The following is a 20,961-nucleotide window of genomic DNA, read 5'->3' as shown; positions in this document are numbered from 1 at the left end:
TGACTACTTCAACCTCCACGTTTTCCGTGTTATACAGAAAAACTGGGCTTTCGGTAAAATTTTGCATAAGAAAAAAGTACTTTTCCAACAGCGGGGAAAGTACTTTCTGATTTATGACAAGAAGCTAAACAACAATGCTAAGATCATACCAACCACGATAAAAGCAATAATGGTATAAAAATTTTTATACCAATGCTCGACGAGCTGCTCTGATAACACCTCTTCCTTCTTTGCTTCATTCAATTCTTTATTAAATTTATATAAACGGGTTGCGGGTATTAGAAATAATACGAAAGCAATAATACCTATTAGGATCCTAAGGCATTCTTTCATCATTTTTCCTCGATTCATTAGTGTTACCTTATTTTATCATTTCCTAATTTTTGATACATATAGCATTGAAGAACGTTCGAAATTCTGTCATTTTTAGGACAGGCTTTATTTTAAGAAGGCATCCTTGCAATGATGGTAAAAAGACCGGAATCTTGTTCTCTATCCCATTCGGCGCATTATCAGGAAAAGCCCACCTCCCCCCTTTTTCTTCTTCCAAACTTCTTATCTCCAAGCCGGCTTGAACGATGGAAGTAACAACTTCCCCTAATGTCCAGCGACGAATCAGTACCTTTTCTAAAGTAGATTGCTCTTTTTCATCTAGAAGAATGCTATAAGCAACTTCCTCTTCCATCACCGTTTCATCAAAGTAATTCCCGTTTTCCTCCCTATTCACAAACTTAGAGGCAAAAGGATGATAATCCCTTAGAATAAAAACTCCTCCAGGCTTCAAAGAATCACTTATTAACGTAAAAAGCGGTTTCAGGTCAAAAAAATAATGTAATACTCCTAATTCTAAAAGAATAAAATCAAAATCGACGAGCTTCTCTGCTTCTGGAATTTCAAGACATCTGAAACAATATAGTGAATTTTCACCCCTGCAGCATCAGCAAGCTCTGTCGCATATCTCTGATTGTCCAGTGATATATCTACCACTGTTACATCTGCACCCAATAATGCAAAGGAAACAGCCTTATTTCCTTTAGATCCGAGTAAATTTTCTATTTTCTTCCCATTCACATCTCCTATAAAAGGCTAATAATAGGAAACTCCTTTAACAGGATCCTTTATTTGGGCGTATGCTTTGGTTCTCCATATCGATTTACCCAAGCTTGGTATGCAGATTGACCCCAGCTTCTTTGATTTTGTGCATTGATTTTTTCTTGGTTCATAGAGTCACCTGTTTCATACATTCTTCTGCTAATGTTAAAATATCAATCCGAAATCGATTATCCGCTTCTAACTGTTTTATCATCTGCCGCGCTGTCTCAAAATTAAAAATAACATAACCCGTTTTCTCATTCTTAAAAGGATATGGCACAAAATGATCTACTTTTGCTAAAAACCATACTGTATAAGTATCCGTTGATTCCCAGTACCATGCTGAAAAAGGGTATCTTTCTTTTCCAATGATTAGCCCACTTCCTCCATCAACTCACGATCAAGTGCTTCTTCCAACGTTTCTATTCCTTCTATCCTTCCACCAATGGTCGTTAATACTTGCTCTTCTTTATCCCAGGCCATGACAATATTGCCATCAGCGGTAATGGGAACGCAATGGACTCCAGCGATTCTTTTGTCAGTTGGAAGCTCGCTAATCTTTTTTAGCATAAAGATTCCTCCTATATATCATCGATAATGAGCGATGGAGCGGCGATAGTTTCTCGATTTCGCGGATCATATTTTTTAGAGCGAAAAATACTGCCCTCTTCCCCTTTCCATTCGGTTTCTTGAAAAATTCCATTTTCGTCAAAATACTCCAGTAACTTTACTTTAAATCCCACACTCTCAAAAAGTTCTGATAACTTATGATAATCATAGACTATTTTATGACTAGCTGCGGGGTGATCCTTTGATCCCGCCCCCCCTACCTTCACCATATTTTGATAAGCTGCGTTTGAAAAAAAGCCGTCCGGAACGGCACATCGTACATAACCATTCGATCTTAAATATCGGTAACATATTCGTGCAGCTTCCACTCCCTCTTGATACGTAAGGTGTTCCCAAACATGTTCCGCCAAAATGGCTGTTATCGTGTTTTCTTTAAATCTATTGCTCCATGTCTCTTCATCTAGTAAATTAAGTTCCTGTTCCTGCTTATGTATCCATCCGGGATTATTTTTATATTCTCCTGCCCCTACCACGATTTTTAATTCTTGATGCTCCATTGTACCCACCTCCATGTAATATTTTCAATATTTTTATAAAAAATTCCTTTTTATCTTGAAAAACGGTCTAAAATCCGTTTATGATTTAAGTAAAAGGAGGGATTTATATGAAAAAGGTTTTTGCTATTTTTTTATCTATTGGTCTCATTTTTTCCTTTTTAGTGTCAGAGGAAGCGTCCGCAAAGACAATTGTCAAAAAGTATAAAAACTGTGCCGCATTAAACAAAGTTTACAAAGGTGGAGTAGCTCGTTCCTCCTCTGTCAAAAACAAAGGCGGGAAGACTCACTATAAACCATTTGTATCAAAAGCACTTTATGATGCAAATAAAAGCAAAGACCGGGATCATGATTTCATCGCATGTGAACGCTAATAAGGAATGTTTAACAAGGATTGAGAAGTATATTATATGAAAAAGGCTATCCAACTATGGCTAGCCTTTTTTCCGTTCACTTTACCAAAAACTTTCTATTTCAACCTGGTTAGGACTCTGAACTTCATGCCTCAATATAGTTTCAATCATTTTATTTTGGCTACGCCTAAAGCAAAATGGCTCCAAAGTATATTCTCGATTAGTTCTGCCTGTGATTCTTCACAATCAACAATTAGAATGATTTCAGAATGCTTACCTTTTAATACTCTTTTCCTTTTCTTAACAACCAATTCAAAAAAAAGCCGAATAAAAAAGCCAATAACAAACCCAATAAAGGCACTGATTAACCCCCAATAAATGGGACCCCATGCTAATTTAAATCCGATACTTGCACCAATAACAGCGAAGGCAGTGGCAAGCCCCATGCCAATATCAATTAAGGTTGTCCCATCTGAGCGATGCATGGAATCAAAAATCTTACGGTCTTCTTTTCTATTATCAAGAGGTACTGCAAATATATTCTCTTTTGGAATTCCTTTCTTTTCCAACGTAGAAATGGCCATTTCTAAAAAAGTATTAGTTTCAAATGTTGAAAAAAGCTGCATATGGCTCACTTCACCTTTTGTCCTTTTAAAATTTGGAATTCCCTCGCCTGATAATTGTTGGTTAAATGTTTTCTTAACTCTTTTTCGAAAAGCTTATTATTTTCGACCGTATTAATATAAGAATCATAAGCGGCAAACCCATAAAGCGAAGGCAGAAAAAGGAGCCATTCTGGTTTTAAAACGGAGGTAGCTTCTTTTACGTTCCCTAATATCAAAAGTAAGACACCTTCCGCAAAATGCGAATAATAGTAAAACACAACTAACCAGATGATTAGAAATATAGCCGTTAAAATTCTATGAATATAGAGCTGTCCTAAACCAGGAATAAACATTGACCACATCAAAGCAACTACTGGATTGCGTTTATCCAAATAATTAATTTCTAACGCTCCAATTGAATAAAAATTAAAACGGTGATCCTCCCTTTCTGCTAAAAGGTACACTCTATTCATATCTACTGTTGTCCGATAACTATCCCAGATACCGAAAAGGTAGACAGGGATATACATAAGAACCCACCTTGTGTTTAATACCTCTCTTGCCATGTCTATATTCCCTTGAAAGGAATAAATCATGGAAGAATTCACATGGGCCTCAACATTGACGATAACTTCCCAAATAAATAATGCATATCCTCTAAGATATTTTGATAAAAGCATATGCCCAAATCCCGGAAACGCTGCGGACCACCAAGCAATAATATAAGGATTTCTTAAATGCAGTTGTGTTGTTCCTAATATACTAACATGTGCTTTATATCGTCTGGCTGTATTATCAGTTGTGTAATTGTCCATTTAATCCACCCTTAGGAATTATTAATGTTATATTTCCAAATGTAGGTAGCATTTATACTTAGTTAATTAGCTCCTCATTTCACTCACAAGATTTCATCATCCTCGGAATAGTATTTTAAGGGAAATAAAGCTAGACAGAATGGATAAAGGACTAGCTACCGCTCCTGTATTTCACTATGAAATCCTGCGAAAAAGTGAGTATTCGCGAGAAAAAATAATCTTTCTTGTAGATGAAGTGTTTTATAAAACTTATGGCGTGTCAGGTGTATTGCTGGTACGTTGACAATCGATTTAGGCGTACAACAATCACAGTCCTTTAAAACTATTATGTTTTTTGCCGTTATTTCCCTATAACAAGTAAAAAAACTTGTTATCAATTCGTATGCCATTGCTATGCCTATTGAATGTATCGCACCAACTTTTGGTTGTTAACATCTCTTCTATAATTCTTTTTTTCAACACCCATGACCCGCCATCGTCTTCGTATTCTTATTGCTTAAGGACTTTGCCACCAAGTACCAAGTGGCACAAACAATTTTTCGATGCCCATTCCGCGTGCATCAGGGATTCAATGCCATCCCAAGCTCTGGTGTGTACTCATTCACCACCACCCTCTTTATTACCCCGACTGGTAGTTCTTTCAGCCCTAATCTTTGAGATATTTTTCAAAAGCAGGTTCCTTTAAAATATCTCTGCTTGGGGCTGTCTCTCCATGTTCGCATCATCCTTTGCTTAACAGTCCTACATAAATACCTCTTACATTTGAATTGCCTCTTTTTATAGCATGTTTCCCAGCTGTATGTAATAATTTGATTATTATGAAATTACCACTCAAGAATGGAGGTAGCAAAAATGCATCCTAAGTTGCCATTGATTCTAGTTGGAGCAGGTGCTTTTTTTTGGGGAATCATTGGGGTTTTTGTGACAAATTTATATACTATCGGCTTCACGCCATTACAGGTCGTTGCCATTCGTGCACTTTTCGCTTCCATTGCACTAGTTTTTTATTTGATATTTAAAGATCCAAGCATGTTAAAAATCAACATCGCGGATAGTAAATATTTTATAGGAACTGGAATTATCAGCTTTGTACTATTTAACTGGTGCTTGTTCCGTGCTATGGAAGTAACCTCCATTTCCATTTCTGTGATCTTGCTTTATACTGCACCAGCCTTTGTCGCTATTTTTTCCAGATTTCTTTTTAAAGAATGGTTTACAACCCGTAAAGTAGTCGCATTAGTTACGACTTTTATCGGCTGTGCCTTTGTCATCGGTGTTCTGCCGGCCTTTCATGGATCGATTTCTTTCTTGGGTCTATTATTTGGTCTAGGTTCCGGTCTTTTCTATGCCCTATACAGTATTTTTGGAAAGTACGCACTTCAAAAATACAATACGCTAACGGTCACGGTTTATACGTTTATTTTTGCTGCCATAGCCGCCACACCGTTTAGTAAATTATGGTCTGCTGACCATCTATTTTCAAACTTCCATGCCTGGTTTAACATTATTGGTCTCGGACTTTTTTCTACCCTATTAGCCTTTTTGCTCTACACAAAAGGTTTGACCAAAGTAGAATCCAGTCGCGCATCCATCATGGCAACCATTGAACCAGTAGTCGCATCGATTATGAGCTTTCTCGTATTCGGTGAAACCTTACTTGCCTGGCAATATATTGGGATTATTATAGTCCTTGCAGCGGTTTTACTTGTTCAGGAAACAGGGAATAAGCGAATAACACATGCAAAGGAGTCTTCTCTAGGTAAGAATTAAACAGATGTGGAGAAAGTGGAATGGACCGAAAAGTACGGTAAACGGACCGAGATGAGTGGTCAACAGACCGAAAATGCCTCAGAACGGACCGAATTTAAAGTTGAATGGACCAAATTAGGTACTTAGACCCACATAAATAACCAATCCCTGCAATGCACTTCAAAAACAGACCAGACCACGCTCAAGTTCACAACAACTGTTGCAAATGATAGATTCTTGCTTTCCCAACACCAGTGTGGGGCAGATTCATTGATTTCGCAATATTGTTGACTATATTTTTAGATGAGAGATGAAGAAATTGGCGGATACCCTGGTTGGTAATCGATGTTCCGATAATAAGTGCGTAATCTCTTAGTGCAGACATATGGGCTGTTCTTGAAATATAGTGGCAGGACGGACATAGCCATTTTCCATATATTCTTTCCATAGGTATTGGAGAACAATTAGGACAGTGGACACCGGTGAGGATTTCATTTTTATGAATATTGAAGTTTTCCAATACGTTATATTCCTCAGGTGTATGTTTTTTAATAAGTAGTTTTGAAAGTTTTGTCCATTCCTTTACGGTTATTTTTTCTTTAGTGTAAATTTTATCAAAATTACTAATCTCAAAGTTAATATGAACTGCCTTTGTAATCATTTGAGAGTCTTTAGAGTTGCCGATTTCTTTGATTATGGTAGAAGAATTACTGATGACAACACGTGGGAGAATGGGGATATCCGGAAATTTATAATGGTTCAGCCATTCTTTTAATTGGAGCTGGTGCCGTTTTACTTGGGAAATAGGATCTTGATATGCCCTTTCTATATCTCCATTTTTCTGGATAAGTTGATGAAAGTGATGATCGAATAGGATAGTTCCACTAATATTTTTAATATCGATAATTGTTATGAATTTGGGGGTCGAAAGGAAGGTATCGATTTGAAAATGCTGACCGCGGATATTTTCAAGCCTAAGATCATGTAATATATGATACTTTTTATCTTCTAAGAAACTCAAGTGGTAGTTGACTGATTTCTCCCCATTATAACCTGCCCTCCTTTTCATTAATTCTTCGTTAATTATTGCCTATTTGGGATGAGTAGATGAGATACGTCGATCCAATGCTTCCAACTTTACTAGTTTTATAGGAACTTCCCGTTCTTTTTTTATCATGTAATCAACTCCTTTAGTTTTCTATCGACTATATTCTACATAAGTTGGGGTATTCCTTTTTGAATGGACCGAAAAGTGAGGGCAACGGACCGAGATAGCTACCGAATGGACCGAGCTCCTTGCTCAATGGACCGAAATGGACATCGAACGGACCGTTTTGGGTATTAAGACCCAAAACCACACCATCAAATCCGTCCGAATCGCCACTCGAACAGCCCCAATTTAAACAGGCACCTCTACCCTCTTCATATTCCCCCACGTTAAAAAGCTCAGTAAAATGAGGACAACAAAAGCTAGCAAGATATTCTGAATGCCAAGACTACTAATAAGTGTACCGGTTAATAATGCTGAAGACATTTTGACAAAGGATGCTAGAATGGTCCTTAACCCTATAACTCTCCCAATATATTCTTTCGTTGTGTTTAATTGTATGAGCGTTTGCACAATGGTTAAATGTGCCATGGTGAATAGTCCTAAGATGAAGATGCAGATGACTGCAGCAATTTTGAAATCATTCACATATAAAAGAAACGCAGAAATCATCATGCCTGCCATCGTCACCAAAATCACTTTTCGTTTGAGTTTTTTCAAAAAATACGTAACCACCAGACCTGAGACAATTCCCCCAATAGAAAAAGCCATTTCAAACGAAGAATATAACGCGCTGCCACCGTGAAACTGATGAGCAAGCGGCAGCATTAAAGTAGTGGTCATTTGGATACTGATGCTATTTATAATCGATAAGAACAATAAAAACTTCATCCCCGCCTTTTGATTAATAAACTTCCATCCTGCCACCAATTCAGGTATATAGTGAACCTTACCGCCTCTCCATTGTTTTGGACGAACCCTTTTTATAAAAAAGTACAGGATGGCGGCTACTAAAAATGTAAGGGAATTAATAAAAAAACTAGCGGAAATAGATAGATTCACTAATAACACACCAGAAACTGCCATACCAGCAAGGGCTGCTGCTTCACTTAAGGAAGACGAATTTGCAATCACCAATGGAATATCTTGATTGGAAAAGGATTCTTTTATAAACGATTGAGATGCCGGTTTGTAAATGGTATAGCATATGGCAAGGATAAATTGCATCAAGTAAAACAAGACGGCTGATTCCACATGAAAAAATATCAATACCGCCATAACAAAAACAAACAAAAAACGAAGAGCGTCCGTTGCAACCACAATATTTTTCGAATCATGATGATCTATATATACAGAAAGAAATGGCGTTAGAAGCATGCTTGGCAAATAATAGATGGCTATCATTAGCCCAATCGAAGCCGCTTCACCAGTAAGATGAAATATATACCACATCAATGCTATTTGCTGAATTCCATCCCCAAATCCCGTAATCGTAATCCCTAATAAATAGTTCCGTTTATTTCTCATAAAAAGGACCTCTACTCCCGTTATTTTCCTACAGTTTAAAATAATTTTCCTATAAGTGAAATTATAAAAATTCTATAATTAACCATAAGAATTACTTATAATATTTTTTGAAACCGAACTGCCTACCTCTATGGAAGATGCTCTCGATATTGTTCAAGAAACAGCTTATAAAGCTTAGATATCTCTAGAAATTCTAATAAAACCACTCTACTTTAAACCCGGCTGTTGCGAATCCTTCTCAATACAGCCTACGAAATGTTAAAAAATATAATATGGCAGCTAAATGATGGAAAATCAGATAGGAAGTATTCCATCCGAACTAGCTATTGATTTGCACCTAGCGAGGATGAATACGAAGTTTATCACTATTTATCCATACAGACATTCTTGGGATTCAATCATTATATACTCCTACCCCTTTTGTTATGAAAGGCACAAGAAGTAATCTTAAGGTTATAGGGATATTCCGTATAAATAAGAAGAAAACGGGTTTTGTGGTGTTTTTCAGAATAGAGGATGCAAGTAAAGAGAAAAGCGCAATTAATGCGAGTAAATTCGGATTTAAATCGACCTTCAATTGGGTGGCGAGGGATATACATATTACCGATTAACCAATTTCACTCTTAAAGGATATTCATTACCAGTACTATTCGCACACGCACTTCCTGAGAAAAATTACCCCTCAAAGTAATAATTCCAGACTCCATTAAAATAATACTTCATACCCCAACCACTCATCCAAATCAGCATCCCCCTACACTGACAACAGTCTATAAAAATACCGATAAGGAAGTCTTACCTTTTGCAAGTCAGGAAAAGGCATAATTTTTTCATAGCCACGTTTGAAATCTTGAGCAGATTGCTTATCCAATATATACTCTAATCCAATAAAATCAAACTCTCTTGGGGATATAACATATGCCTCTGTATCTACCAATCCTGTCATTTCCTTTCCATTCGATAAAAACTGTGAAGGGTCAATATCCACTAATACAAACGCAGAGGTTTCTGGATAAGGCAATGAGCTTAGGAGTTCCGTAACCTCCGGCAGCATGGCAGCTATTTTTTCATTGTCAGAGTGAAATTTAGACACAAGCTTGGCAGCACCCTTACTTAAATGATGATGAAATTCATGCAATGACACTTGAAAAGTTCCAGATGGATTTCCGGCATAGTTTTCCCGATGTTGATGAATTCTTGCTAACCCTTCCCCTAGACTCTCCAACACAGAAGAATCCTGGCCAATAAAAGTCTGAACAGCTTGTCCTTCCAGCTTCTCCACTACGACGTATTCCCGCAAGGACCTTCCTTTTTCATCACTTTCGGAACCGGGAAAGAACTAATTTCGCTTAAAGTATTATTCACGTTTTCTAGTGTAAATACCATTCTCGGATCGATCCCAAAAACGTTCTTACAGCCCCGCCAGAAATCATTGTTAGGATCTTCCTTTAATCTGGAGGCACGCACTACAGCCTCTTGACTGGCTGTTTTAACGAGCCAAACATCACTTGCATGATCAGAATAGCCAGGAGTTAGTTCGCAAATTTCTAATATGGGTTCTTCGAATAAAAACTGCAGTTCCATGAAAAATACCTGCTTCCTCTAAAATTAACCTTCCTTTAATTTCGAGGAGGTATTTGATTACTCCTTCTCTTCTCTATGCTTTCTTTCATAAATTGAAATCCGTATAATACCAATGCTCTAAATAAAAGGACAAAGACAAGCTGAACACGATTCATTTTATCTAATGAAGTGATTCTTAAACGTTTCAAGATCGACATTCCGATTGTTGCAAATGCAACATGTAAAAGTAGATTACTCATTATATAGGATGCAAATTTTCCATAAGTATTTTTCAAACTCCATAAAGCCGATGCGAAGAATGGACCGAGTACTAGTGGCATGCTGCCCTTTAACAACGGATGAATGGTTGTATAATATTTCCACCATTTACGTTTCTTTGCGATAATATCTATTACTTTGGATACAATACTTATAAAAATGGCTGCTGGAAGAAATCTTTTTATCGCCTTTCCACCCAAAAATGGCAATGTAAACCAAGGTAGGATCATGATCAAAAATAAAAGAAACTTCGGTCTTTTCATCTGCACACCTCCTGTTTTAGGATGTGCATTTTTCTTCTTTTCATGAAAAAGAGGCTGGGACAAAACGCAGTGAAAATCAAAAAAACACATGAAATCAAATTTAAAAACCGTGATTTCATGCGTTTTTGCTTTCGTAGATTTAACCTATTTCAATGAGTTTTTTACTTATGTCCCAGCCTCTTCCTCCATATGTTAACTGCGGATTCTATGAATCTCATCCGCTACAAATTGAACATTTGTGCCCACGATAACTTGTATGCTTGTTGCACCAACCACATTAATTCCCGGAACACCTGTGGCTTTGATTTTATTTTTATCCACTTTATTCATATCTTTTACTTCTACTCTAAGACGTGTAACACAGTTATCAACAGATACAACATTTTCAGCTCCGCCTAAGCCTTCATAAATTTTTTCAGCCATTGCAGTGAATCTATTTGCTTTGTTAGTAGCTGTTGCTGCTACTTCTTGTTCCATGACACTTACGCCCTCATCCATTTCTTCTCCTCGCCCAGGGGTCATAAGGTTAAACTTTGTAATAATGAAGCGGAATACAAAATAATAAATGACCGCAAATACTAAACCTTGTACTAACAACATTAAAGGCATATTCGCAATTGGTATTCTCAGGCTCAACACGAAGTCAACAAATCCCGCACTAAATCCAAATCCTGCTGTCCAATGGAAAAGTGCCGCAATCATTAAAGAAAGTCCTGTTAAAACTGCGTGTACTACATAAAGTGCTGGAGCTACAAACATGAATGAGAACTCAAGTGGTTCTGTAACCCCTGTAAAGAAGGAGGCAAAACCGGCTGCCATCATCAAGGATGCCACTTGTTTTTTGTGTTTTGTTTTTGCTGTGTGATACATTGCAAGTGCTGCCGCTGGTAAACCAAACATCATAACTGGGAAGAAACCTGCTTGGTACATACCTGTAACACCTTTTGTACCTTTGGATGCCCAGAAGTTTTTAATATCATCAATGCCAGCAACATCAAACCAGAATACAGCGTTTAAGGCATGGTGTAAGCCAATTGGAATTAATAGACGGTTAAAGAATCCATATAAGCCAGCACCAACTGCACCCAACTTACTAATTCCTTCTCCAAATGAAACCAAACCAGTATAAATGACAGGCCATACGAAGAACAGCACAACAGAAATCACAATCATTGCAACCGCTGTCATTATAGGCACTAAACGTTTTCCACTAAAGAAAGCCAGGAAATCCGGTAATTTTACTTTACTAAAACGGTTATACATTACAGAAGCAACGATACCTGAGAGAATACCAATAAATGCATTATCAATTTTTCCGAATGCAGGATCGACGCTTTTTTCTTCTATTCCTTTTAACATTGCTACAGCATCTGTTGAAAGCAAAGTAGTTGCAACTAGAAAAGCAACTAACCCGCTAATTGCTGCCGATCCATCCCTCTCTTTGGCCATTCCTAAAGCAACCCCAACAGCAAATAAAATTGGAATATGATCAATGATAGATCCTCCAGCTTTAATCAAGAATGCTGCTATTGGACTTCCAGCACCCCAACCATCCGGGTCAATCCAATAACCGATACCCATTAATATCGCTGCAGCTGGTAAAACGGCTACTGGCAACATTAAGGAGCGGCCAATTCGTTGTAAATACTTCATTACCATATTTTTATTCCCCCTAAAATTTTTTCTTAAGCCTCTTTTTTTGAAAAGCTAGTAATCTTCTTTTTTTGGGATTAGAATCATCCACTTTGAAACAAGGAATTCGGAGTGAATATGGTAAGGATAATTGAAAAAATAATATCTAAGGCGTTTCTTATTACTCCGTCCACATGTTACTTTCGGCTGGTTCCATCTCCCGTAGCAACACTCCTTTCCGTTTTTCTCAGATATACGCTAGAAATTTCTTTCATGGAGAAAGCTTATTACTTATTCAATCCATTGTTTTCTTAACCGTTCAATATGCAGGGTGATATACCCCAATTCATGTTCTGGCAACGTCATATCATAATTCGCAGATAGGTCATTTGCTACTGCTAAGGCACATTGGTAAGAAAGCGGGAATTTCTTATTAATCATCTCAAGCATTTCATCGTCCATTGTGTGGGTTTCATCCTGATTCATTCTTGTTAAGGCAAATCTTAAATGAGTTATAAGCCGATGATAGGATATATCATCTTCCTTCACCTGGATATGAAGAAAGTTCATGATTGTTTCTACAATGTCACGTATGATGGTCGTCTGGATTATGGTTTGGCGCATATCGCCGCCTTGCAGCTTCATCGTATGGATATGGAGAGCAATATAGCCTGCCTCATCCTCAGGCATTCTTATTTGAAAGGTTTTTTCAATAAAATTAATTGCCCACAAACCAATTTCAAATTCCTTCTTATATAGAATTTTAATTTCATGCAAAAGCTTGTTTTTCAGTTGAATACCTTCTGTTTCTCGCTCCATTGCATAGGATAGATGGTCTGTTAGAGCAATATGAATATGTTCATTTAACTTAGTACCCAGATATTCTTCTGCATAAGAAATAATTTTTTCTGAGATGATAAAATGCTCTTCCGGAATTCTGCTAAGGAGCTGCTGAAGCTTTTCGTTTTCCTTCATAACAAAAAGCTTTTCTATCTTTTTTGCATTGACGATATCATTTCTCTTCTTGCCAAAGGCAATTCCCGCTCCAACAGCAATTTTTTCCTGGATGCCGTCCTTTACAATGACAGCATTATTATTCAGGATCCTCGTTATTTTCATCCGAAGTCATCTCCTTGTATTCACAATATATATATTGTCATCATTTTCCGGATGCTGTCATGATAACGGTCTGGCCTTGAATTCCTTCTTTCTCCTCCGTGAATGTAAACTGTTTCGATCCATCATGACTATTGGTTATGATGATGGGAGTTACTGTGCTACTTGCATGGGTACTAATATAATCCCAATCTACTTCGATTAAAAGCTGACCCATGGAGACTTTATCTCCTTCTTTTACGCGAACAGTAAAGCCTTCTCCCTTTAAAGCAACCGTTTCTAATCCAATATGAATCAAAATTTCCGTACCATCTTTTGCTAAAATTCCTACTGCATGCATAGTTGGAGCGACCTGAATAATGGTCCCTTCCACAGGGGCATGAATCCCGCCATTCGATGGCATAATAGCTATCCCTTCCCCCATCATTTTTTGGTTAAAAACTGGGTCCGGTACCTCTTCAATTGGAATAATTTGTCCGTTTACAGGCGCATACATTTCTAATGGTGTTTTTTTGAAAAGATTTTTTTTGAACATATTCATAGACTCCTCTATATTTAGTCGCAAAAAGGCATGGCGGTATAAAGAAGGGGGAATATTAGGACCTTCCAATTACCACCATGCCTGATCGGATCAGTAACATGTGATGTATTATTAAAGTATTAGGTACATATTATCATGATTTTTTTTCGTATTCAAGTGGAAGCGGTAACATTTTTTTATCAGAAGTTTTTCCCTATGTATTATTCTTGTAAATAATTTATGACATCCTCAATATAATATTGATTTGGCCTTGATGTATCCACCTTTATGAATGCTGTATCTTGCGGCCGCTTACTATTATAAATCGACGCTTGCAACATTTCCTCTGATTCTACTTCCTGAATTTGACTTATCATTCGCTGTCTAGTTTTTAACCTTTTATTTATTTCTATGTAATCATCTAAATAACATTCTATATATTTATAATTTGCTTGATGTTTTTTGGAAAGGCCTTGCCCCTTCTCCAACATTTCCTGATAGAAACACGGACTGTCAAAAATTACGCAATGTCCTTGCGATAAATAGAAATCGATTAATGCCCATTCAATATCGTAAGAAACACTTCCCGTCGTTCTAACATCCAAGTTTCTTGCATCCAATGATTTCAACAAAGCCGATTTCACAATATCGTGATCGATTACAATTGCACCTGTCGCCTTTCCTATTTGTCTTGCAAGCGTTGATTTTCCCGATCCAGGCACGCCAGACATTTGCAGAAAAAACATAAAAACCTCCTCTTAACTTGGAGTTGAAAACCAGTTGGGTTGGAAACTCTCAAAATTCTTATGTTCCTCCATCACCCGATACAATCGCTCCATCATTTCATCGATGGTGCCTGGCACCACTTTCAAAGTCCAGACAATGGAAGAAAATATCGTCATGGCTAAATAAATGGAGTAAACTCTCCAAAAATGAGGAGGAATCTCTCCATTAAAATATCCTGTTACTTGTCCTATCGAAAAAGGAATGCTTATTTCACATGAGAACATTCCTACTTTTACAAAGTCATGAATCGGATCTCCCCAATCAAATCGATCAAAATCGATTACACCACTATATTGCTTTTCCTTCACGATGATATTTCCTAAGTGGAAATCATCATGCTGGAAACGACTTGGGCGATTTTTTAGATAATCTATATTGGTTTCAATAAAATCCATTAGCTTTTCGTCATACTGGATTCTTTTACCGCAGCTTTTATAGGCATCTATGTATCTCTTATGTTTCTTCGTGATCCTATGAAACCATGAGCCAATATATGGCGGTGCATTTAGGGAATGCATGTGTTTAAGATCATGGCTAGCTGCAACACCAATGGAATACTGCTCGTTAGGGGCATAAGCCGGCAACAGAGACTTTGCATCTTCTCCTTCTACATAGGAATATATGCTATAACATATTTCCAAATCCTCTAGTACCCCTATCTCCACCGCTTCAGGAGACCGAACGTTCAACTGCTTCATTTCTTTCAAAATAGCAAACTCTGTTGTTTTTCTTGCATATTCTTGAACGTTGCTTGTACGCAATAAATATTTCTCATGTTTGTTGACGACAACCAAATACTTCTTATCAAAGGAATATCCCTTTCTTATCTCTTCGATTTTTTGTGCTGAATGAAGTCTTGGAATCCTGACTTTTAACTCTTCCATGCCACTCCTCCCCTATTTTTTATATTCCATTAACCAGCTATCCCGAAGTTCTCCCTCATGCATTTCATGTTTTGGCAGGTATTTTACTTTTTTCATCCCGCACTTTTCATAACAAGCAATCGCACGCATATTCCAACTTTGCGGATCCATTACCACTCTGTCAGCCCCTTTTTCTTTCACTAAAAAGTCAATCATAGATGAAACTAGCAGCTTACCAATTCCTTTATTCCAATACGAAATTTCCCCAATGAATTGATCGGTACCATATATCGTTTCGCAGTTATCTGCATACCCATACACTTTTTTCTCGTCCTCTTCTAATGGGTAAAATTGTATATAGCCAATTTCCACCCCTTCGTATTCTATGATACAGCCTGCTATTTCTCTATTTTGTCGATTATAAAAGTGCTTCGTTACCATCTCTATATCATGTGGCCTATCCCTGCCTTCATAATATTCTAGGACATGTGGATCGGATAGCCATTTTGCTAATATATCTTTATCTGTCTCAACTAGCTCCCTTACGACTAATGAATCTTTCTGAAAAATCATCATTTATCTCCTTTCGAAGGTATATTAATAAGGATTTCCCCTATAACAGACATATTTCCTGCTTTTCTTTTAAACTTGAAAAGACAGTGAATCCGTTAATCTACTAAAACCTTCTTAAATGAAGAGGGCTGCGGAATCTGGATCCGTTAAAATGGAAAATTATTAGGAAATGATAAACAGCTCCTAGGTCCGCGAAAAAGGCCAAATCACATTATACGATTTGGTCTGCAATAAACTACTCCTTTATATGTAACTTCACAACAGCATTTACTTGGCTGTACTTAATAATTGCCAATAATTGCTCCGCCATATAGGTAGAACTGTATTTAAATCCTTGCTGTATCCACTCCACTATCATGCCGAAAATCGCATATGCTTGAAAACTGGCATGTAGATTGGGGGCTATATTTATTTCGGGCCGGTGATCATACAAATCATGCAAGACTAATTCTTTTAACACATCACATATCTTACTTTGAAAACCTAACATTGCATTGGATTGCACAACTAGTGTATAAAATTCCTTATATTTATCCACGTGGTCAAAAATTTTAATTGTCGATGAAGTAAGTTCTTTCACCTCAAATGTTTCCTTGTTTTTATATGGCTCCCGATAAGAGAGAATTAAATTAGCTATGACATCGTCCATCATTTCTTCCAGCAGATCTTCTTTATATTGATAATGTTTGTAAAAAGTACCGCGATTTAAGTCTGCTAATTGTACAATTTCTTTTATCGTAATTTCCTTAAAATCCTTCTTTTGCATTAACGATATTAAAGCATCCTTTAAAGCTTGTTTAGATTTAGCGATTCTTCTATCAAGATGAATATTATTAGACATAAGGAACCCTCACTGTTCGATAAAAAAAGATAATATACATTTAATAAGGATAGTGTTGATTTTTCAACAAATTGGCCTTCATTTGCTGATTGTACGCTCCATACTTCGATTATATTATAGTAAGTAGAAAGATAACCAACAAATGTTCAATATGAATGGAGTGACTTACTATGAAACTACAAGATAAGGTTGCAGTTGTAACGGGAGCAGCGTCTGGTATGGGTAAAGCGATTGCTGAGTTATATGCAAAGGAAGGGGCAAAAGTCATCGTTGCAGACCTTAATGTGGAAGGTGCGAAAGCGGTTGCTGACGGTATTACCCATAACGGTGGTATTGCAAAAGCAGTTCAAGCAAACGTCGCGAAATTAGAGGATATTGAGAATATGATTGATACTGCCGTAAACGAATATGGAACTTTAGATATTCTTGTGAATAATGCTGGAATAATGGATGGTTTTGAGCCTGTTGGTGACATTAGTGATGACAGATGGGATCTAATTTTTGATATAAATACAAAAGGTGTTATGCGGGCGATGCGTAAAGCAATCCCTATTTTCTTAGAAAAAGGCAAAGGCGTTATCGTAAATATTGCCTCCACAGGTGGAGTAAATGGTGCTCATGCAGGTGCAGCTTACGGTGCATCGAAACATGCTGTTGTTGGACTTACAAAGAATACTGGATATATGTATGCAAACCAAGGTATTCGCTGCAATGCTATTGCTCCAGGCGGAGTGGAAACAAATATTGGTGCCTCTATGAAAAACATTAATGAATTCGGATTCGGTCGCACACAAGCAGTACAAGCTGTTATGCCACGCACAGGTAAACCAGAAGAAATTGCAAATGTTGCTTTATTCTTGGCTTCAGATGAATCAAGCTTTGTTAATGGAACTGTAGTGGTAGCTGATGCTGGTTGGACTTCCGCATTTTAAAGTCAATAGATTAGGGCTTCCTAATGGGAAGCCCTTTTATAATGGAAACATGATTTATTTTGTATAAGAAATACATTCCAACATGTCCATGTCAATTGTCTAATTTCGCATCGTAGCATCCATAATATGAAGCTTAGTACGTTTTATTATCCATTACTCTATTAAAAGTAAGAATTTATCCCAAAAAAGGCATTCCCTTCAAAGTTAGTCCCCGTACGAGAGAACATTGATTTGTTTATGTGCCTTTTTTCGCAGGCCGGAGTTCCACATCCAATAATAAACGGTTGGAATCACCAAAAGGCTTGCAATGGTGGAAGTAATCATACCGCCAACCACTACCAGTCCAAGTGATTGAGAGATAAGCGTATCCGACTTTCCCGAGAATGCTAATGGCAAAAGTGTCAGGATTGTGGTAGCTGCTGTCATAAGTACTGGCCTTACACGGCTTGCAGTACCTTCAATAATGAATTTTTTTAATGGACCTCCAATCGCTTGCAGCCTTTCCAATCGATCGACAAGGACGATTCCATTTGTTGTGACAATCCCAACCAGCATCACCATTCCAACTAATGCACCCAAATTCCAGGACTGCCTAAATAGGAACAAGAAAAGAACCGATCCAATTAGCGCAAACGGCAAGGAGGATACTACCGCTACTGGTCCCCGAATCCCTTTGAAAATACAAGAAATAATAAATAGTACTAGAATAATAGATACGACTCCGGCAAAACCAATATTCCATATCATTTCCTGAACTTGTTGAGGGATACCGCCAAATTCAATTTGGATTCCTTTAGGCAGGTCGATTTTGCCCAGTGTATCTATTATCTCTTTTGTAACCCCTCCGATATCACTTGTGAGTATGTTTCCAGTCACAACCGCAATTGGCTGGTCATCTTTCTCACTCCACAATATCGGCGAATCCACCTTGAGTTTTCCCACTTCCTGAAGCTGAACATCCTTTCCATCCTTATCCTTAAAAGTGACATGTCCTAATTGAGTAACCAGTTCTTGCTCCGAATCAGTCCCTTGAGAATATGAAAGCGAAACAGCAGAAGGCTTGCGAAGTTCCACTTCAAAAGAGGAAGTCGAATCTGCCATTTGGATATCCTCGCGTTTATCTATAAATGTTTCCAACTTCGCCAGAATAGATTGCTTATTTACACCTAAGGCATTGATTTTCTCCTCGTCCAGCTCAATAGTAAACCGTTCCTGATCCGATTGATCTGCATCACCATAAATTTGCAATCCTTTAATCATTTGTAGTTTCCCTCTTAATAAGGCTGCAGTCTTAGTAAGTTCATTAGGATTTTCACCAGTGAGAACTAAGTTAATTCTTGAATCGTCCCCAGCAATTTGCTGATTTGTGATAGTGTAATTCGAGCTTGCAGAAAGATTTTTAATATCCTGTCTTAAAAGATAAGTTAATTGATCAATTTTCACACCTTTTGTAGGAGTAATATATACATTTGCAATATTCGGCTGCTGAATCCATCCCCCACCTTGGTCGAATACATCATCAAAGGCAGGAGCGAAAATAGAGCCAACGGTCGAAGAATAACCTGCAATCTCCTTATGCCATTGTAATAATGATTCAAGTGCCCTAACATCAGCGTCAACCTGCTCAAGTGTTGCCCCTTCTTTTGCTTCCACTTGAATAGTAAGATCTTGTGCATGGGTACGCGGCAGAACATTTACGGGTATAAAAATGGCACTGATAATCGCCAAAATAAGAACAACCACTAACCCGCTAAACCATTTGCCTCGGTGTCCCCATACTTTTTCTAGGAGGATTATTGCCCACATTTCTATTTTCGGTGCTTTAGCGTGAAAACGCCCTGTCCACGTTCTTGCTACATATGGAGGTAAAATAAGGAGTGAAACCACCAGCGAACAAAACAGCGAAATGGTCACAGCCCAACCAAGTCCATATAACGCTTGACCGACCATGTTTTTAGTCAGAGCTAATGGTAAATAAACAGCAACCGTGACCAAGGTGGAAGAAACCACTGCGGGTATCATTTCCTTTACAGCTGAAGCCAGCAAATCCAAGGAATAAGAGCCATTCTTTTCAAGTTTGCGATAAACATTATCAAGCACCACAATGGAGTCATCCACCACCCTGCCCATGGAAACAATTAATCCTGACACTGTTAATAAATTTAAAGTAATCCCCATTGCCTGTAAAATCGATATAGTCACAAGAAAACATATTGGAAGTGTCACAGCAATTGCTGTTGTAGCCCTCCATTCACGAAAAAAGAAGAACACACATAGTATTGAAAATACACAACCAAGTGCACCTTCTTTCCATAATCCATTTATTGCATGTGATACTGACTGTCCCTGATTAGAAAGAATCGTAAATGTTACATCTGGATCTGATTGATTCATCTTCTCTAGCATCTTCATCACATCTTCACTTACTTTGGTGACATCTGCTGAGCTCGTTTTATACAAATCCAAAATAACACTTGGTTTTCCATTTGTTCTGACCTTGGTTTCGACATTTATCGTTCCTTCTTCAATGGTCGCTATGTCTTTCAAAAATACAGGCTTATTATTATCGGTCTTAACCATTGTATTTTCAAGTTCTGTCTTTTGATTTGCCGTTCCTTCTACCTTCAACAGCATCTGAAGATTTTTCGTTGTAATGGTTCCTTCCGGCCATAAACTCCTATCATTCTTCAGTGCATTTTTCACATCCTCAAACCGAAGTCCGTGATCTAGCAGTTTTTGGTTGTCCAACTGAACGACCAATCCTTTTTGCCCGTTGCCAGTTACATCTACTCTTTTTACACCATTTATTTCGCTGAGTTGTTTCTCGATATTTGCAGAGGATGCGCTAATTTCCATAAAGGGAAAGGCATCAGAGCTAATCCTTTGAATCTCAGGCCTGCTGGAATCTGCAGGTAGATTTACCCGTTGGATAGCGTTCTGGATGTTTCTTTCTGCTTGCTCGATATCCACATTTTGTGAAAAAGTTAAACTAGAAAACAATCCCTGCTTGTAAATCGTTGATTGAATTGATTTCATTCCCTCCACTTCTTTCAGGGATTGAATAAGATTGTTATTGAATTGCTCAATCTTAACGTTATCCACTTCAGCCGGTGATTTCCATGTGACCATAACAGTAGGATTATTGATTTGCGGAAGATACTCGGTCTTCATTTGTGCTGCAGAATAGATGCCCCATACAAATACAAGCACTACCATTACGGAAAGGAGTACCAAACGCTGAGAAAAGAAACGAATGAACTTTTTCATACTTATCTCCTTC

At 37.7% G+C, this 20,961-nt stretch carries 20 protein-coding genes and 2 pseudogenes; 3 read left to right on the top strand and 19 right to left on the bottom strand.

Features of this window, described 5'->3' with window-relative positions:
- Window positions 1-111: 111 nt before the first annotated feature.
- The 5 genes and pseudogenes from CWO92_RS13215 to CWO92_RS13200 all read right to left on the bottom strand — a co-directional run bounded on the left by CWO92_RS13215 (window position 112) and on the right by CWO92_RS13200 (window position 2,219).
- On the bottom strand, window positions 112-333 hold the full coding sequence (locus CWO92_RS13215) for a hypothetical protein (protein ID WP_207767799.1): 222 nt from the start codon (window positions 331-333) through the stop codon (window positions 112-114).
- A gap of 43 nt (window positions 334-376) precedes the next feature.
- Window positions 377-1,223, bottom strand: a pseudogene (locus CWO92_RS13210) (class I SAM-dependent methyltransferase).
- Window positions 1,220-1,372 carry a 30S ribosomal protein S6 gene (locus CWO92_RS26050; protein WP_235851607.1) on the bottom strand — a complete coding sequence of 51 codons (153 nt, stop codon included), beginning with the start codon at window positions 1,370-1,372 and terminating at the stop codon, window positions 1,220-1,222. Before CWO92_RS26050 ends, CWO92_RS13210 begins: the two are co-directional and overlap by 4 nt.
- 92 nt (window positions 1,373-1,464) lie before the next feature.
- The gene (locus tag CWO92_RS26045) at window positions 1,465-1,662 is read right to left on the bottom strand and encodes an NUDIX domain-containing protein (RefSeq protein ID WP_235851606.1); all 198 of its coding nucleotides are present in this window, start codon (window positions 1,660-1,662) and stop codon (window positions 1,465-1,467) included.
- An 11-nt stretch (window positions 1,663-1,673) separates the two neighbouring features.
- Window positions 1,674-2,219 (bottom strand): class I SAM-dependent methyltransferase, encoded by a 546-nt coding sequence (locus CWO92_RS13200; RefSeq protein WP_235851605.1) that lies wholly within the window; start codon window positions 2,217-2,219, stop codon window positions 1,674-1,676.
- Window positions 2,220-2,326: 107 nt separating this feature from the next.
- Between CWO92_RS13200 and CWO92_RS13195 the strand changes: the two genes are divergently transcribed.
- A complete protein-coding gene (locus CWO92_RS13195) occupies window positions 2,327-2,590 on the top strand; it encodes an excalibur calcium-binding domain-containing protein (RefSeq protein ID WP_101354683.1) in 264 nt (87 codons plus the stop codon).
- A gap of 146 nt (window positions 2,591-2,736) precedes the next feature.
- On the opposite strand, the gene CWO92_RS13190 is transcribed toward CWO92_RS13195, so the two are convergent.
- Window positions 2,737-3,195: an inorganic phosphate transporter gene (locus tag CWO92_RS13190; RefSeq protein ID WP_101354682.1), complete on the bottom strand. Its 459-nt coding sequence runs from the start codon at window positions 3,193-3,195 to the stop codon at window positions 2,737-2,739.
- A 5-nt stretch (window positions 3,196-3,200) separates the two neighbouring features.
- Window positions 3,201-3,989: a hypothetical protein gene (locus CWO92_RS13185; RefSeq protein ID WP_101354681.1), complete on the bottom strand. Its 789-nt coding sequence runs from the start codon at window positions 3,987-3,989 to the stop codon at window positions 3,201-3,203.
- An 852-nt stretch (window positions 3,990-4,841) separates the two neighbouring features.
- Between CWO92_RS13185 and CWO92_RS13180 the strand changes: the two genes are divergently transcribed.
- Complete coding sequence (locus tag CWO92_RS13180) at window positions 4,842-5,759, top strand: DMT family transporter (RefSeq protein WP_101354680.1); 918 nt, start codon at window positions 4,842-4,844, stop codon at window positions 5,757-5,759.
- Between the two features lie 187 nt (window positions 5,760-5,946).
- Here CWO92_RS13180 and CWO92_RS13175 read toward each other — a convergent pair whose 3' ends face one another.
- From CWO92_RS13175 to CWO92_RS13125, 11 genes and pseudogenes are all read right to left on the bottom strand, one after another.
- The gene (locus tag CWO92_RS13175; protein WP_101354679.1) at window positions 5,947-6,807 is read right to left on the bottom strand and encodes a nuclease-related domain-containing protein; all 861 of its coding nucleotides are present in this window, start codon (window positions 6,805-6,807) and stop codon (window positions 5,947-5,949) included.
- Window positions 6,808-7,137: 330 nt separating this feature from the next.
- Entirely contained in the window at window positions 7,138-8,313 is a 1,176-nt protein-coding gene (locus CWO92_RS13170; RefSeq protein WP_101354678.1) for an MFS transporter, read from the bottom strand.
- Window positions 8,314-9,067: 754 nt separating this feature from the next.
- Window positions 9,068-9,897: pseudogene (locus CWO92_RS13165) on the bottom strand (phosphotransferase).
- A 35-nt stretch (window positions 9,898-9,932) separates the two neighbouring features.
- Window positions 9,933-10,418: a hypothetical protein gene (locus CWO92_RS13160; protein WP_101354677.1), complete on the bottom strand. Its 486-nt coding sequence runs from the start codon at window positions 10,416-10,418 to the stop codon at window positions 9,933-9,935.
- Between the two features lie 192 nt (window positions 10,419-10,610).
- On the bottom strand, window positions 10,611-12,077 hold the full coding sequence (gene nagE / locus CWO92_RS13155) for an N-acetylglucosamine-specific PTS transporter subunit IIBC (RefSeq protein ID WP_101354676.1): 1,467 nt from the start codon (window positions 12,075-12,077) through the stop codon (window positions 10,611-10,613).
- 264 nt (window positions 12,078-12,341) lie between these two features.
- A complete protein-coding gene (locus tag CWO92_RS13150; protein WP_101354675.1) occupies window positions 12,342-13,169 on the bottom strand; it encodes a PRD domain-containing protein in 828 nt (275 codons plus the stop codon).
- A gap of 40 nt (window positions 13,170-13,209) precedes the next feature.
- Window positions 13,210-13,701, bottom strand: a complete 492-nt coding sequence (locus tag CWO92_RS13145) for a PTS sugar transporter subunit IIA (protein WP_101354674.1) — start codon at window positions 13,699-13,701, stop codon at window positions 13,210-13,212.
- A gap of 206 nt (window positions 13,702-13,907) precedes the next feature.
- On the bottom strand, window positions 13,908-14,432 hold the full coding sequence (locus tag CWO92_RS13140) for a P-loop nucleotide/nucleoside kinase family protein (protein ID WP_101354673.1): 525 nt from the start codon (window positions 14,430-14,432) through the stop codon (window positions 13,908-13,910).
- Window positions 14,433-14,444: 12 nt separating this feature from the next.
- A complete protein-coding gene (locus CWO92_RS13135) occupies window positions 14,445-15,356 on the bottom strand; it encodes an aminoglycoside phosphotransferase family protein (protein ID WP_101354672.1) in 912 nt (303 codons plus the stop codon).
- A gap of 12 nt (window positions 15,357-15,368) precedes the next feature.
- Window positions 15,369-15,908, bottom strand: coding sequence for a GNAT family N-acetyltransferase (locus CWO92_RS13130; RefSeq protein ID WP_199256861.1), 540 nt, complete (start codon window positions 15,906-15,908; stop codon window positions 15,369-15,371).
- 235 nt (window positions 15,909-16,143) lie between these two features.
- Window positions 16,144-16,749 carry a TetR/AcrR family transcriptional regulator gene (locus tag CWO92_RS13125; RefSeq protein ID WP_101354670.1) on the bottom strand — a complete coding sequence of 202 codons (606 nt, stop codon included), beginning with the start codon at window positions 16,747-16,749 and terminating at the stop codon, window positions 16,144-16,146.
- 170 nt (window positions 16,750-16,919) lie between these two features.
- Between CWO92_RS13125 and CWO92_RS13120 the strand changes: the two genes are divergently transcribed.
- On the top strand, window positions 16,920-17,681 hold the full coding sequence (locus CWO92_RS13120) for an SDR family oxidoreductase (RefSeq protein ID WP_101354669.1): 762 nt from the start codon (window positions 16,920-16,922) through the stop codon (window positions 17,679-17,681).
- A 204-nt stretch (window positions 17,682-17,885) separates the two neighbouring features.
- Here the strand turns inward: CWO92_RS13120 and CWO92_RS13115 are convergent, their stop codons facing one another.
- Window positions 17,886-20,948: an efflux RND transporter permease subunit gene (locus tag CWO92_RS13115; protein WP_101354668.1), complete on the bottom strand. Its 3,063-nt coding sequence runs from the start codon at window positions 20,946-20,948 to the stop codon at window positions 17,886-17,888.
- Between the last annotated feature and the right edge of the window lie 13 nt (window positions 20,949-20,961).

This window comes from Heyndrickxia camelliae, from assembly GCF_002844575.1.
Lineage (GTDB): Bacteria > Bacillota > Bacilli > Bacillales > Bacillaceae_C > Margalitia > Margalitia camelliae.
This window is presented reverse-complemented; position numbering and strand designations above follow the sequence as displayed.